This window comes from Stappia sp. (assembly GCF_048268045.1).
Classification (GTDB): Bacteria; Pseudomonadota; Alphaproteobacteria; order Rhizobiales; family Stappiaceae; genus Stappia.
This window is the reverse complement of the sequence record NZ_JBLWWG010000004.1, coordinates 310030-323805: the sequence shown is the minus strand read 5'-3', so window position 1 is coordinate 323805 and position 13776 is coordinate 310030. Positions and strand designations below refer to the sequence as shown.

The 13776-nt window shown below is 66.9% G+C and carries 12 protein-coding genes; 7 read left to right on the top strand and 5 right to left on the bottom strand.

What is annotated here, in order from left to right; all coding sequences use genetic code 11:
* The first annotated feature begins 8 nt into the window (after nucleotides 1-8).
* Together ACN0WF_RS08885 and ACN0WF_RS08880 are read left to right on the top strand one after the other, a co-directional pair.
* Nucleotides 9-584, top strand: coding sequence for a LysR substrate-binding domain-containing protein (locus ACN0WF_RS08885; protein ID WP_417772565.1), 576 nt, complete (start codon nucleotides 9-11; stop codon nucleotides 582-584).
* Nucleotides 585-1031: 447 nt separating this feature from the next.
* The gene (locus ACN0WF_RS08880) at nucleotides 1032-2291 is read left to right on the top strand and encodes an MFS transporter (protein ID WP_417772444.1); all 1260 of its coding nucleotides are present in this window, start codon (nucleotides 1032-1034) and stop codon (nucleotides 2289-2291) included.
* A 133-nt stretch (nucleotides 2292-2424) separates the two neighbouring features.
* On the opposite strand, the gene ACN0WF_RS08875 is transcribed toward ACN0WF_RS08880, so the two are convergent.
* Complete coding sequence (locus ACN0WF_RS08875; RefSeq protein ID WP_417772443.1) at nucleotides 2425-2823, bottom strand: hypothetical protein; 399 nt, start codon at nucleotides 2821-2823, stop codon at nucleotides 2425-2427.
* 291 nt (nucleotides 2824-3114) lie between these two features.
* On the opposite strand from ACN0WF_RS08875, the gene ACN0WF_RS08870 reads away from it, so the two are divergent.
* The 4 genes from ACN0WF_RS08870 (at nucleotide 3115) to glyS (ending at nucleotide 8955) form a co-directional block, all read left to right on the top strand.
* A complete protein-coding gene (locus ACN0WF_RS08870) occupies nucleotides 3115-4047 on the top strand; it encodes a glycine--tRNA ligase subunit alpha (protein WP_417772564.1) in 933 nt (310 codons plus the stop codon).
* Nucleotides 4048-4211: 164 nt separating this feature from the next.
* Nucleotides 4212-4769 (top strand): LemA family protein, encoded by a 558-nt coding sequence (locus tag ACN0WF_RS08865; RefSeq protein ID WP_417772442.1) that lies wholly within the window; start codon nucleotides 4212-4214, stop codon nucleotides 4767-4769.
* 32 nt (nucleotides 4770-4801) lie between these two features.
* Nucleotides 4802-6727: a DUF2207 domain-containing protein gene (locus ACN0WF_RS08860; protein WP_417772563.1), complete on the top strand. Its 1926-nt coding sequence runs from the start codon at nucleotides 4802-4804 to the stop codon at nucleotides 6725-6727.
* Nucleotides 6728-6876: 149 nt separating this feature from the next.
* Nucleotides 6877-8955 carry a glycine--tRNA ligase subunit beta gene (glyS, locus tag ACN0WF_RS08855; protein ID WP_417772441.1) on the top strand — a complete coding sequence of 693 codons (2079 nt, stop codon included), beginning with the start codon at nucleotides 6877-6879 and terminating at the stop codon, nucleotides 8953-8955.
* Nucleotides 8956-9066: 111 nt separating this feature from the next.
* On the opposite strand, the gene ACN0WF_RS08850 is transcribed toward glyS, so the two are convergent.
* From ACN0WF_RS08850 to ACN0WF_RS08840, 3 genes are all read right to left on the bottom strand, one after another.
* A complete protein-coding gene (locus ACN0WF_RS08850) occupies nucleotides 9067-9252 on the bottom strand; it encodes a hypothetical protein (protein WP_417772440.1) in 186 nt (61 codons plus the stop codon).
* 36 nt (nucleotides 9253-9288) lie between these two features.
* Nucleotides 9289-10155, bottom strand: coding sequence for a S49 family peptidase (locus tag ACN0WF_RS08845; RefSeq protein WP_417772439.1), 867 nt, complete (start codon nucleotides 10153-10155; stop codon nucleotides 9289-9291).
* A 112-nt stretch (nucleotides 10156-10267) separates the two neighbouring features.
* Nucleotides 10268-11251, bottom strand: a complete 984-nt coding sequence (locus ACN0WF_RS08840; protein WP_417772438.1) for a uracil-DNA glycosylase — start codon at nucleotides 11249-11251, stop codon at nucleotides 10268-10270.
* A gap of 171 nt (nucleotides 11252-11422) precedes the next feature.
* Between ACN0WF_RS08840 and ACN0WF_RS08835 the strand changes: the two genes are divergently transcribed.
* On the top strand, nucleotides 11423-13102 hold the full coding sequence (locus ACN0WF_RS08835) for an electron transfer flavoprotein-ubiquinone oxidoreductase (protein ID WP_417772437.1): 1680 nt from the start codon (nucleotides 11423-11425) through the stop codon (nucleotides 13100-13102).
* A gap of 111 nt (nucleotides 13103-13213) precedes the next feature.
* On the opposite strand, the gene ACN0WF_RS08830 is transcribed toward ACN0WF_RS08835, so the two are convergent.
* On the bottom strand, nucleotides 13214-13771 hold the full coding sequence (locus tag ACN0WF_RS08830) for a flavodoxin domain-containing protein (RefSeq protein WP_417772436.1): 558 nt from the start codon (nucleotides 13769-13771) through the stop codon (nucleotides 13214-13216).
* Nucleotides 13772-13776 lie beyond the last annotated feature (5 nt).

Below are 13776 nucleotides of genomic sequence, written 5' to 3'. Positions count from 1 at the left end.
TCGCCACACTGGAGACGCGGCTGCGCGACCAGCCGCAGCGAACTGTCCGAATCCATTGCGCGCCCGACGTTCTGATCCAGGGGATCGCGCCCGGGCTCAGCAGTCTGCGTCGGAATTTCGCGACGCTGATCTTCAGCTTCACCGAAAAGCCGCGCGACAGCGACATAGCCTATCTGTCAGACGCATGCGTTCCGGATAACCACGCGTTCATTCCGCTGGCGGAAGAGCCTTTTCGCGTCGCCGTCGCGCGGTTTCATCCGCTTTCCGCCCTGTCTGGAGTGCACCTGGCCGACCTTCGGGATCATCCCTTGATTCATCGGCCCTACTGCCCGAATGCGGATCAGATGGAGCTTGGGGCCTCGCTGGTATCTCCCGTCGCGCAGACCACGAATGACACGCAACTGCTGGATCTGGTTGCCGCAGGACTGGGGATCGCTTTTGTGCCGCTCTCCCATGGAGACGGGCGCGACGACCTCACGCTTCTGCCTCTGCTCGATGCGGATGCCGGGACACGCAGGCTCGGTGTGTCGCATCGTAAAACCGCTTTCGCAAAAGGATCGGCCGAGAGACTGACGCTGTCGTAACTTTTTATAATTTCGAAAAATACTGATATATCATGTATTAGATATCCTGAATTCAGAATATTATTATAATATTTATTTGATAAATTCTCTTTCTTTCATGTAATGAGAAAATCTCCCGACGCATTCGAAGGATCCAGACCTAAGCGACTGACCTCGTTCCGCTTGATGCCCTCTGTCGGAGGCGCTTGCGCGAATGCCTCCATCGGACCGCGCTCCCGATCACCCATGAGCAGGGTGAATGGTTCCGATCAGAATCTTTCGCTTTTCCGCATCCGGGTTTCCCCCCATGATCGGGGCAACGGTTTCCTCGTGCGCCGGGCCATGCGCGCCCTGGCCGCGCGGCGGGAACGCTCCCACCAGAGGCCGGGAACTCGGCGGCGGCGGTGATCCCGGGCGGTCCGGGCGCGCGCGTTCGACGCTCCGGTCGCCTCGACAGGATCCACGTCCATGACCCGTTCCTCGCCTGCGTCCGCACCGCCCGGTGCTTCCCGGTTCGCGGACCGCCCCAATCTCGCGCTGATCATCGTCTGCGGCTGCCTGATCTCGATGATCGGCTTCGGCCCGCGGTCCGCTCTCGGCCTGTTCCTGACGCCGATGACGGAGGCGCGCGACTGGTCGCGCGAGGTGTTCTCGCTGGCGCTCGCCATCCAGAACCTGATGTGGGGCGCCGGCCAGCCCATCGCCGGCATGGTCGCCGACCGCTACGGCACGGCGCGCACCATCGCGCTCGGCGCGGTGGTCTACATGGCCGGCCTGGTGCTCATGGCCAATGCCGAAACGCCAGGCATGCTCTACATCTCGGCCGGCGTGATGATCGGCCTGGGTGTTGCCTTCTCGTCGTTCTCGCTGGTGCTCGCCGCCTTCGGTCGCGCCGTGACCCCGGCCCAGCGCTCGCTCGCCTTCGGCGTCGGCACCGCCGCCGGCTCCTTCGGCCAGTTCCTCTTCGCGCCGCTTGGCCAGGGGCTGATCGGCGGTTTCGGCTGGCAGCAGGCGCTGATGATCCTCGCCGCGATCACCATGTTCGTACCCTTCCTGGCGATTGCGCTGAAGGGCAAGCCGACGCCGCATTCGCCAGCGTCCGGGGAACGGGATCAGAACGTCGGCCAGGCGATCGCCGAGGCCTTCGGCACGCGCGGCTTCGTGCTGCTCTCCTTCGGCTTCTTCGTTTGCGGCTTCCACGTCGCCTTCATCACCGTGCACCTGCCGCCCTATATCGTCGACCTTGGCCTCGACGCGAGCTGGGGTGCCATCGCCATCGCGCTGATCGGCTTTTGCAACGTCTTCGGGGCGCTGGCGTCGGGCTACATCGGCGGACGCTTCTCCAAGCCCTACCTGCTGTCGGCGATCTACCTCGGCCGCGCCATCGCCATCGCCCTCTTCCTGATGGTTCCGGCGACGCCCGTGACCGTGCTGATCTTCGCCGGCACCATGGGTTTCCTGTGGTTATCCACGGTGCCGCCAACCTCGGGGCTGGTCGCGGTCATGTTCGGACCGCGCTACATGGCCACCCTCTTCGGCTTCGTCTTCTTCTTCCACCAGATCGGCGCCTTCCTCGGCGTCTGGCTCGGCGGCCGGCTCTACGACCAGACCGGCTCCTACGACGTCATCTGGTGGCTCGGGATCGCGCTGGCGCTGTTCGCGGCGCTGGTCCACTGGCCGATCCGCGAGGCGCCCGTGGCAAGGCTCGCCGGCCAGCCGGCGGAATGACGAAATCGCGTCGGAACGCAACATGTTTTCGAAATTCCGGCGCGAGATTGCACGAATTGCACACGCCCTGCCTAAAAACGGAAGGGGCCGCGCGTTGCGCAGCCCCCTCTTCCGTCCCGACCTGTCACGCGTCCTACCTGTGGGTGGTGATCACCCCGGTGACGGCGCGCGGGCATTCCTTCTGCACGATCACGGTGCCGTTGGGATAGACATAGCGAACCGTGTTGCAGGACTCCGCCGGCAGATTGCGCACCCGATCGGGACGCTGATAGTTGCTCGGAGGGGTCCCGGCGGCAGCGGCGGGCGAGGCGGCGCGCGCCATGCAGGCCGCCGAGGCGCAGATGATCGGGCCGTTCGCCGAACCGCGGAAACTCCAGGTCCGCGAGCCGCCACCGCCCTGGCCGTCACTTGAGGAGGCCGCGCTCGAACCGCCGCCGCCGGCCCCGGCGCTCTGGGCCATGCCCGATGCGGAAAAGCTGCAGATCGACAGGGCCGTAAGGCCAGTGATCGCAAGTGTTTTCAAGGTGATCATCGTCATTTCCTCCAAGTGGCCGGCGGGATCATCCCGGCCGGTCCGGGTTGTGGAGGCGGCGCCTTGGCGCTCTCCTCGCCTCCATGACCAGAGAATGACGCAACGGCATCGCAAACGCTGTGACGTGCGGCACAGGCTCACCGTTTGCTCCGGCAGCCGCTCCGCCTTGACGCGCTGCAAGGTTGATGGCACCTCTCCGCCCGGCGCCTGCCTGCGCCGAGCGGTCCGGCTGGCAGCCGGAGTTTCACCAGGGGACGAAGAGACATGACGAGCGACGCGGTCGCCGCGCATATGCGGCCCGAGAACTCCTTCCAGGGGCTCATCCTGACGTTGCAGCGCTTCTGGGCCGACCAGGGCTGCGTCGTGCTTCAGCCCTACGACATGGAAGTCGGCGCCGGCACCTTCCATCCCGCGACCACCCTGCGCTCGCTCGGTCCGCGTCCCTGGAAAGCCGCCTACGTCCAGCCGTCGCGCCGCCCGGCAGACGGGCGCTACGGGGAAAACCCCAACCGGCTCCAGCACTATTACCAGTTCCAGGCGATCCTGAAGCCCTCTCCGGAGAACCTTCAGGAGCTGTATCTGGCGAGCCTCAAGGCCATCGGCCTCGACCCGGACCTCCATGACGTGCGCTTCGTCGAGGACGACTGGGAAAGCCCGACGCTGGGCGCCTGGGGGCTTGGCTGGGAGTGCTGGTGCGACGGCATGGAAGTGTCGCAGTTCACCTACTTCCAGCAGGTCGCGGGCTTCGAGTGCGCGCCCGTTTCGGGCGAGCTGACCTATGGCCTCGAGCGACTGGCGATGTACATCCAGGGCGTGGATAACGTCTACGACCTGAACTACAACGGCCGCGAGGGCGCGGAAAAGGTCACCTACGGCGACGTCTTCCTGCAGGCGGAGCAGGAATATTCGCGGCACAATTTCGAGCATGCCGACACCGACATGCTGTTTCGCCACTTCAAGGACGCGGAAGAGGAATGCCGCCGCCTGCTCGACCTGGGCGCCAGGGCCCGAGAGACGACCGGCGCCGCCGTGCATCAGATGGTGCTGCCCGCCTACGACCAGTGCATCAAGGCGAGCCACGTCTTCAACCTGCTCGATGCGCGTGGCGTCATCTCGGTGACGGAGCGGCAGAGCTATATCCTCAGGGTGCGCGAGCTGGCCAAGGCCTGCGGCGGCGCCTTCCTTGAGACGGAAGCCGGTGGCGTCGGCTACGTCGCGGGCTGAGCAGCGGATATTCCCGGTTCGCGCCGGCGGCCGAGGCCGGGCGAACCGGTGCTTCTCCCCGCGCCGTGACATCCGTCACAGCGGGCCGGGCAAATCCGGTTTCCACTTGCGCGAGACTTGCAATAGCCTGCGCTTCCCGCGCGGGCGAACGGAGACTTCGCGATATGGCAACCTGGATCGTGCTCGGGCTGATCGTCCTGATCGGCCTTTACCTCGTCTATCTCTACAATGACCTCGTGCGGAAGCGGCAGATGGTGCGCGAGGGCTGGAGCGGCATCGACGTGCAGCTCAAGCGACGCACGGACCTTATTCCCAATCTGGTCGAGACGGTGAAGGGCTACGCCAGCCACGAGCGCGACGCGCTCGAGGCGGTGACGGAGATGCGCGCAAAGGCCGCCGGCATGCCGCGCGACGACGTCGCCGGCCGCGCCCAGGCGGAGGGCATGCTGTCCCAGGCGCTGGGGCGACTCTTCGCCGTCGCCGAGGCCTATCCCGACCTCAAGGCGAACGAGGGTTTCCGCGACCTTCAGGCCTCCCTGGAAAAGGCCGAGGACGCGCTGCAGATGGCGCGGCGCTACTACAACGGCGCGGTGCGGGCGCTCAACATTCTGGTCGAGAGCTTCCCCTCGAACCTCGTCGCCGGCCGCTTCGGCTTCACCCAGGAAGAGTATTTCGAAATCGAGGACCCGGCGGAACGCACCGTTCCCAAGGTCTCGTTCTGAAGGCCTCCGCCATGCACTCCCGCCCTGCCGCGATGGCGCGCGTCCTCGCCCTTCTCGCGCCGCTGCTGATCCTTCTCGGCGCCGCGGCGCATGCGGACGAACGCATCCTCTCCTTCGACAGCGACGTGCGCGTTGCCCGCGACGGCGTGCTCACCGTCACGGAAACGATCCGCGTGCGCGCGGAGGGAAACGAGATCCGGCGCGGCATCTTCCGCGACATTCCGCTCACCTTCGAGGCCGCCGGGGGACGACGGGCACGCGCCGGCTTCGATCTTGTCTCGGTCGAGCGCGACGGACACGAGGAACCGCACCGCACCAACAGCTCGGGCGACGGCGTCAGGATCTACATCGGCTCGTCCGACATGTTCCTGCGTCCGGGCATCTACAGCTACCGGATCGTCTACGAGACAACCCGCCAGGTCCGCTTTTTCGCCGATCACGACGAGGTCTACTGGAACGCCACCGGCAACCAGTGGGCCTTTCCCATCGACACGGCGACAGCGCGCGTCGTGCTTCCGGACGGAGTTGAGGCTGAAAAGGCCGACGCCTTCACCGGGGCCTATGGCTCGACCGCGCGCGACGCGACGATCCGGCGGGAGGATGGTGGAAACCGGCTGGTCTTTTCCACGACGCGACCGCTCGCGCCGCGTGAGGGACTGAGCGTCCTCATCGCCATGCCGAAGGGGGCGGTGGCGGAACCGACCGCCAGCGACGAGGCCGGCTATTTCTTCCTCGATCACAAGCTGGAAATTCTCGGCGGCCTCGGCGGGCTGCTGGTTCTCGGCTACTATCTTTGGGCCTGGCGGACGGTCGGACGAGACCCGCGCGCCGGCGTCATCTTCCCGCGCTTCGAGGCACCCGACGGCCTGTCGCCGGCGCTGTCGGCCTATGTCGCCGACAAGGGTTTCGGCGACGGCGGCTGGAAGGCGCTTTCGGCCGCCTGCCTGAATCTGGCGGTCAAGGGATACCTGCACTTCGACGACGTGGAAGGCGACCTGACCTTGTCGCGCCCGGGCGGCGACAGCCGAGCGCGCGGTGGGCTGCCGCGCGGCGAGGCGGCAATCGTCAAGTGGATGGACGCGCGCGGCGAACCGCTGACGCTCGAGAAGGCCAATGGTCCTGCCATCCAGAAGCTGGGCAACGCCTTTCGCACGGCCATCGAGGGCGAGAACCGCGAGCGCTACTACAAGAAGAACCGCTTCTATCTGGTCCCCGGCATCGCGCTCAGCGTCCTGTCGATCTTCGTGCTTCTCGTCTTCGGAGACCTGAACGAGGAGCAGGTCGCACTGCTCATCCCGGTCGCCTTCATGGGCATCTTCGTCACGATCGCCTCGGTCAATTTCGGCAAGTCGTTCCGCCGGGCAAGCAGCATCGTCAAGCGGGTCGTTCTCGCCCTTGTCGCCTTCTTCGTCCTCGGTTTCGGCCTGATCTTCAGCACCGTGTTCCTGGTCTTCACCTCCGGCGGCATGCCGGTGCTGCCGATGATCGCGCTGGCGCTGCTCATGGTCAACGTCCTCTTCGCCAGGCTTCTGGGTGCCCCGACAGCGCTCGGGCGGAAGGTGACGGACGAGATCGAAGGCCTGAAGATGTATCTGACGGTCGCCGAGAAGGACCGGATGAACATGGAAGGGGCGCCGAAAATGTCCCCCTCCCATTTCGAGACGCTGCTCCCTTTCGCCGTTGCGCTCGGCGTCGAGAAACCGTGGTCGGGCGCCTTCCAGACCTGGCTTGCGAGTGCGGAGGGAGCGGCATTGGCTGCAAGCTACCATCCCGGTTTCTACTCGGGCCGTCATTTCGACAGCAGCGACGTCGCCGGCTCCTTCGGCGACACGCTGAGCGGGATGGCGAGCGGCTTTTCCTCCTCGCTGCCGGCGCCCAAATCCTCCAGCTCCGGTTTTTCCGGCGGCGGCGGCTTTTCCGGCGGCGGTGGCGGCGGTGGCGGCGGCGGCGGCTGGTAAGCACGGCGCGGATGGACCGCGCCCTCGCGAAATTCGCAACCTCCCGGCCGGCGCCGGGGGGTGACTTTTCGGCCCCCGCTTGCTAACGGACGCAGGCAATCATTCAGCGTGCCGACCGGCCGCGCCCATGAACCAATCGAGACGCCAAGATGCCCGATCTTCTCCTGGAGCTGTTCAGCGAGGAAATCCCCGCCCGCATGCAGCGCCGTGCCGCGGAAAACCTCAAGTCGCTGGTGACCAATGCGCTGGTCGACGCGGGCGTCACCTATGAGGGCGCCAAGGCCTTCGCCACGCCCCGACGGCTGGCGCTGCACATCGCCGGTCTGACCGCGGGCTCGAAAGCGACCCGCGAGGAGCGCAAGGGACCGCGCGTCGGCGCCCCGGAAAAGGCTCTGGAGGGCTTCCTGCGCGGCGCGGGGCTTGCCTCCATCGACGAGGCCAGCATCGTCACGGACCCGAAGAAGGGCGACTTCTATGTCGCCGTGATCGAGAAGCCCGGCCGGGCGACGGGCGAAATCGTCGCCGACGTGATGCCGGAGATCATCCGCACCTTCCCCTGGCCGAAGTCCATGCGCTGGGGAACGGGGCAGCTGCGCTGGGTACGCCCGCTGCATTCCATCGTCGCCAGCTACGGCCCCGAGACCGAGGAGCCGGAGGTCATCGACTTCGAGATCGACGGCATCCGCTCTGGCAAGACAACGCGCGGCCATCGCTTTCATGCGCCCGACGCCTTCGAGGTGCGCCGGCTCGAGGACTACGCCGAAAAGCTGGAAAAGGCGAAGGTCGTGCTCGACGCCGACCGGCGCAAGGACATCATCGCCCATGACGCGCGCAACCGGGCGATGGCGCTCGGGCTGGAGCTGGTCGAGGACGAGGGGCTGCTGGAAGAGGTCGCCGGCCTGGTGGAATGGCCGGTGGTTCTCGTCGGCACCTTCGAGAAGGCGTTCCTGGAGCTTCCCGACGAGGTGATCCGCCTGACGATCCGCGCCAACCAGAAGTGCTTCGTCATGCGCGACCCGGCCACCGGCCGGCTCACCAACCGGTTTGTCGCCGTCTCCAACATCGAGGCCCCAGACGGCGGAGCGACGATCATCGCCGGCAACGAGAAGGTGATCCGCGCCCGGCTTTCGGACGCCCGCTTCTTCTGGGAGACAGACCTCAAGGCTTCGCTGGAAAGCCGTCTGCCGAAGCTCGACAGCGTCGTCTTCCACGAGAAGCTCGGCACCCAGGGCGCGCGCGTGCGCCGACTCGAGGCGCTGGCCCGCGAGATCGCCCCGCTTGTTGGCGCTGACGCTGACAAGGCGGAGCGTGCGGCACGGCTCGCCAAGGCCGACCTGCCGACGCAGATGGTCTACGAGTTCCCCGAACTGCAGGGCCAGATGGGCCGCACCTATGCCGAATTGCAGGGCGAGGACGCCTCGGTCGCCGTCGCCATCGAGGACCACTACAAGCCGCAGGGCCCGTCCGACGCGGTGCCGGCCGACCCGGTCGCCATCGCCGTTGCGCTCGCCGACAAGCTCGATCTGCTGACCGGCTTCTGGGCGATCGACGAAAAGCCGACCGGCTCCAAGGACCCCTTCGCGTTGCGCCGCGCGGCGCTCGGCGTGATCCGCATCGTGCTGGAGAACGGGTTGAGGCTGAAGCTCGGCGCGCGGCTGGCAGTCGCGAACCCGGCAATGGCGGGCAACGACAACGCGCTTGCCGCCGATCTCCTCGCCTTCTTCGCCGACCGGCTGAAGGTCCATCTGAAGGAGGAAGGCGCGCGGCACGATCTCATCGACGCGGTCTTCGCGCTGGACGGCCAGGACGACCTGTTGATGGTGGTGAAGCGTGTCGAGGCGCTCGGCTCCTTCCTTGCAACCGAGGACGGAGCGAACCTTCTCGCCGGCACCAAGCGCGGGGCGAACATCCTGCGCGCCGAGGAGAAGAAGGACGGCAGCACCATCACGGGCGCGCCGCATGCCGACCATCTGGTCGAGCCGGCGGAAATCGCGCTCGCCGCAGCCATCGACACGGCGCGCGCGGCGATCCGCGCGGCGTTGTCGCGAGAGGATTTCGCCGGCGCGATGACGGCGCTCGCCGGCCTTCGCGCGCCCGTCGACACGTTCTTCGACGATATCCTCGTCAATGCCGAGGATGCGGCGCTGCGCCTCAACCGGCTGCGCCTTCTCGCCGAAATCCGTGAGGCGACGCGCGAGGTCGCCGACTTCTCCAAGATCGCCGGCTGACAGGCAGGCGACAGGACACGTCGACGACGGTCCTGTCGCTTCCGGTTCAGGCAGCGTTTTCCGCGCCGACGCGGATCGCGGGCAGGCGTCGGGCGGGTTTCCCCGCCCGGCTCAGTCCTTCGGGCGGTAACGGCCGGTTTCCGGGTCGCGCTCAAGGGTCGGTATCGCCTCGCCCTTTGCCGTCTTTCTGGCCGCCTCAGAGACCTTGCGCTCAACGCGGGCCATCTCGCGCCGCGCCGCCTTGACCAGCAGGTAGCCGCCAATGGCGAGGCTCGCGGCTGCAATCACATTGACCATCTCAAAATCCCCAGAAGCGGCAGGGCGCTCGCGCGCTCACAGTCCGTAGCGCGCCCACATCGCGCGTTCCTCAAGCGTTGCCAGCGTATCACCGGCAAGGCCGGCGGCAAGCGGCGCGCCGGCGGCAAGGGCCGAAAGGCCGACGCCGACACCCTGCTTGCGCGAAAACAGCGAGCGCTGCCCGCCGATCAACCGCATGCGCACATCATCGCCGAAGCGGGCGCGCAGCGTCGAGCGGATATCGCCAAGGCGGTCGACAAGGCCGAGGTCGCGGGCGGTGCGGCCGGTCCAGAACAGGCCGGAAAACAGATCCGGCGCATCGGACAACACGTCGCCGCGCCGCGCCTTCACCATGGCGATGAAGTCCTCGTGCACTTCCTGCTGGATCGCCTTGAGATGGGCGACATCCTCGGCGCGCTCGGGGCGGAAGGGATCGAGGATCGCCTTGCTCTCGCCGGAGGTATGCACCCGACGCTCGATGCCAAGCCGGGCAATCGCCTCGGGAAAACCGAAGCCGGCGGAGACGACGCCGATGGAGCCGACGATGGAATTGGCATCGGCGTGGATCTCGTCGCCGGCAATCGCCAGCATGTAGCCGCCGGAGGCGCCCACGTCCTCGATGAAGGTCAGCACCTCGCGCTTCTTCTCGCCTGCGAGCTGGCGGATGCGGTCGTGGATCAGCCGCGACTGGACGGGCGAACCGCCGGGCGAATTGATCACGAAAGCCACCGCCGGCGCGTCAAGCGCGAAGGCGCGATCAAGAAGCGGGGCAACGGTTGCCATCGACAGGCCAGGGCGAAAGGGCGCTCCCATGCCGATGGCACCGCTCAGGCGGACGACGGGCACGGTGACCGGCACCTTGCCGAGTTTGCCGGGGAGAAACTTGCGAAGGCGATTGAACACGCGGGCGAACCTCGAAATCGGCGTCGGAAAGGATAAAGCGTCACCCAACGATATAGGATGCAACCGCGCCGATACAAAGAACCGCGCGGCAAACGCGGGCCGCGCGACGGGTTCAGGCGCTTTCCAGCGCCTCGCGGATCGCCAGGAAGTCGCGCCAGGCATAGCGCTTCTGGATCGGGTTGCGCAGCAGATAGGCCGGGTGCAGCGTCGCCATGGCCCGCAGCGTTCCGCCTCCGGCGGCCGGCCCGAGCGGAACGTCGAGCCAGCGGCCGCGCAGGCGCAGAATGCCTTCCTGGGTTCCGGCAAGCGCGCTGGCCGAGGCACCGCCGAGAAAGACGAGCACCTTCGGCCGCACCAGCTCGATCTGACGCATGACGAAGGGTTTGCAGATTTCGGTTTCCTGCGGGCTCGGCGTGCGGTTGCCGGGCGGACGCCAGGGCACGACATTGGTGATATAGGCCTGCGACCGGTCGCGCCCGATGGCGGCCAGCATCAGGTCGAGCAACTGGCCGGAGCGGCCGACGAAGGGAACACCGGAGCGGTCCTCCTCGCGCCCCGGGGCCTCGCCGACGAACATCACGTCAGCCTGCGGATTGCCGTCGGCAAAGACCAGCGACTTGGCCGTGAGGCGCAGGTTGCAGCCTTCGAAGCGGGAGAGAATATCGCGCAGTTCCGCAAGGCTGCCGGCGGTGGCCGCCGCCTCACGCGCGGTGGCGATGGCCTCGTCGCCCGGAATGGTCGGGATCTCGCCGCCCTCGCGGGCCTGCGCCGGCGGGGCGGGCATCGCTCGGGCAGGCTCGCGCGTCAGCGGCGCTTTCGGCGCTGAGCGCTCCATCGGCCGGGCAAGGGGCTCGTTCTGGACGGGAGACGCCCCCTCCCCCGCGTCGCCTTGCGCGCCCCGTGATGGCGCAGACGCGCTGCGCACGGCAAGCGAAAGCTCCGTCAGGGCGAAGGCGTCAACCGCCTCGTCGCCGATCCAGGCATCCGCGCCGGTGCCGAGATAGAAATCGACGAGCGCTTCCAGCCCCCGCACCACCTCGGGCGGCGGGGCGTGGGGGAAGGCAGTCTCCCCGTCGGTCGGTCGGCTCGGTCCCATGGGGCTGTTGTGACGCATCCGGCGCGCGCGCGCAACGCCGGCGGAGAAGCGCGCCACATTCCCCTTACGTCAAAGGCATATAGCCGGATACTATGGCAAGGCGGATTGCGAGCGCTTTCGCACTGCACTAAAGAAAGAGCGGGTACGCGCCAGAAAAAGAGGGAGACGGGCATGGCCGAGACGGACGAGCTGCCGGAACGCGAGAGCATGGATTTCGACGTGGTGATCGTCGGCGCCGGTCCTGCCGGCCTGTCGGCGGCGATCCGGGTCAAGCAGCTTGCGCAGGAAAGCGGGACGGACGTGTCCGTGGTCGTGCTCGAGAAGGGCTCGGAAGTCGGCGCGCATATTCTCTCCGGCGCGGTGGTCGACCCTGTCGGCATCGACCGGCTGCTGCCGAACTGGCGCGAGGAGGCGGACACGCCCTTCAAGACGCCGGTGAGCGCGGATCATTTTCTGCTGCTCGGGCCGGCCGGCTCCATGCGCCTGCCGAACTTCCTTATGCCGGGTCTGATGAACAACCACGGCAACTACATCGTCTCGCTCGGCAACGTCTGCCGCTGGCTTGCCGAGAAGGCCGAGGCGCTCGGCGTCGAGGTTTATCCCGGCTTCGCGGCCGCCGAGGTGCTCTATGACGAGGACGGTCGCGTCGTCGGCGTCGCCACCGGCGACATGGGCGTCGGCCGCGACGGCAAGCCCAACGCCGGCTACACGCGCGGCATGGAGCTGCGCGGCAAATACGTGCTGATCGGCGAAGGCGCGCGCGGCTCGCTCGCCAAGGAGCTGATCGCCCGTTACGAGCTCGATGCCGCATGCGATGTGCCGAAGTTCGGCATCGGCATCAAGGAACTGTGGCAGGTCGCTCCGGAGAAGCACCGCCCGGGCCTCGTTCAGCACTCCTTCGGCTGGCCGCTTGACGACAAGACCGGCGGCGGCAGCTTCCTCTACCATCTGGAGGACAACCAGGTGGCGGTCGGCTTTGTCGTCCACCTGAACTACAAGAACCCCTATCTCTCGCCCTTCGACGAGTTCCAGCGCTTCAAGGCGCACCCGGCGATCCGCGAGACCTTCGAGGGCGGCAAGCGCCTCTCCTACGGCGCGCGCGCCATCACCGAGGGCGGGTTCCAGTCGGTCCCGAAGACGAGTTTCCCCGGCGGCCTGCTGATCGGCTGTTCGGCCGGCTTCGTCAACGTGCCGCGCATCAAGGGTTCGCACAACGCGATACTCTCCGGCATGCTGGCCGCAGAAGAGGTCATGGGCGCGCTCGCGCGCGGCGAGGCCAACACCGAGCTTGCCGCCTATGACAGCGCCTGGCGCACCGGCGAGATCGGCAAGGACCTGAAGCGCGTGCGCAACGTCAAGCCGCTGCTGTCGCGCTTCGGCACCCGGATCGGCACGCTGCTCGGCGGGCTCGACATGTGGACCAACGAACTGTTCGGCTTTTCCTTCTTCGGCACGCTGAAGCACGGCAAGCGCGATTCGGATTGCCTGGAGCCGGCGGCGAACTTCACCCCCATCGCCTATCCGAAGCCGGATGGCGAGGTGTCCTTCGACAAGCTCTCCTCGGTGTTCCTGTCCAACACCAACCATGAGGAGGATCAGCCTATCCACCTCAAGGTGAAGGACATGGCACTGCAGAAGGCATCCGAGCACGACGTCTTCGCGGGGCCGTCGAACCGCTACTGCCCGGCCGGCGTTTATGAATGGGTCGAGGAGGGCGAAGACGCGCCGCGCTTCCAGATCAACGCGCAGAACTGCGTCCACTGCAAGACCTGTGACATCAAGGACCCGAACCGGAACATCACCTGGACGGTGCCGGAAGGCTCGGGCGGCCCCAACTATCCGAACATGTGATCCGGCGCTTCGCCACTACATGACGAAAAAGGCCCCGGCGGTTCTCCGCGCGGGGCCTTTGCTTTTTCGCCTCCCCCCCGCGGTCACGCACGCCGGCTGGGTCACGAGATCTCAGGCGGTCTCGCGGGCAAAGGGAACAACACGGGTGATGAACCCGTCGACGAAAAGATCAAGCGCTGCCCAGTCGGTGAATTCCAGCTCGCCGGACGCCGGCATCGCGACGCCCTTCTCGCGCAGAATCCGGTGAATGACCCAGCGCTTGAGAAGGCCCATGCGGCTGTCATGGACGGCGCCAGCGGCAAGATGCACGCTGGTCGCCTCCCAATGCAGCTCATCGAAGAGATCCTCGACCACGGCGCGCGCGTCGGCCAGATCCTCCGCAAGCATCGACGCCGCCGACAGGCTGACGGAAACGAACGCCGTCGGCACCCGCTCGAGCCGCGCCCGCTGCAGGCGGATGAAGTCGACCATCTCGGCCTGGTGGCGTCCCAGATGCAGCGAGGCGGCGAGCACGGCCGCGTCGAAGAGGCCAAGCTCGAGAGCCGCCGCCGCGCGCGCATCGACGAGCGTCACCTGCGCGCGGGCCGCCTTCAGACGCGCCGCGATGCGCTCGGCGATCTTCCGTGTCTGTCCCTCCGACGTGGCATAGACCACGAGATAATGCGACATGCTTG

Excerpts from the sequence above, each read along its gene's own strand:
- ACN0WF_RS08880 (WP_417772444.1), top strand. The coding sequence starts at position 1,032 with ATGACCCGTTCCTCGCCTGCGTCCGCACCGCCCGGTGCTTCCCGGTTC.
- ACN0WF_RS08875 (WP_417772443.1), bottom strand. The coding sequence starts at position 2,823 with ATGATCACCTTGAAAACACTTGCGATCACTGGCCTTACGGCCCTGTCG.
- ACN0WF_RS08870 (WP_417772564.1), top strand. The coding sequence starts at position 3,115 with ATGCGGCCCGAGAACTCCTTCCAGGGGCTCATCCTGACGTTGCAGCGC.
- ACN0WF_RS08865 (WP_417772442.1), top strand. The coding sequence starts at position 4,212 with ATGGCAACCTGGATCGTGCTCGGGCTGATCGTCCTGATCGGCCTTTAC.
- ACN0WF_RS08860 (WP_417772563.1), top strand. The coding sequence starts at position 4,802 with ATGGCGCGCGTCCTCGCCCTTCTCGCGCCGCTGCTGATCCTTCTCGGC.
- glyS (WP_417772441.1), top strand. The coding sequence starts at position 6,877 with ATGCCCGATCTTCTCCTGGAGCTGTTCAGCGAGGAAATCCCCGCCCGC.
- ACN0WF_RS08850 (WP_417772440.1), bottom strand. The coding sequence starts at position 9,252 with ATGGTCAATGTGATTGCAGCCGCGAGCCTCGCCATTGGCGGCTACCTG.
- ACN0WF_RS08840 (WP_417772438.1), bottom strand. The coding sequence starts at position 11,251 with ATGGGACCGAGCCGACCGACCGACGGGGAGACTGCCTTCCCCCACGCC.
- ACN0WF_RS08835 (WP_417772437.1), top strand. The coding sequence starts at position 11,423 with ATGGCCGAGACGGACGAGCTGCCGGAACGCGAGAGCATGGATTTCGAC.
- ACN0WF_RS08830 (WP_417772436.1), bottom strand. The coding sequence starts at position 13,771 with ATGTCGCATTATCTCGTGGTCTATGCCACGTCGGAGGGACAGACACGG.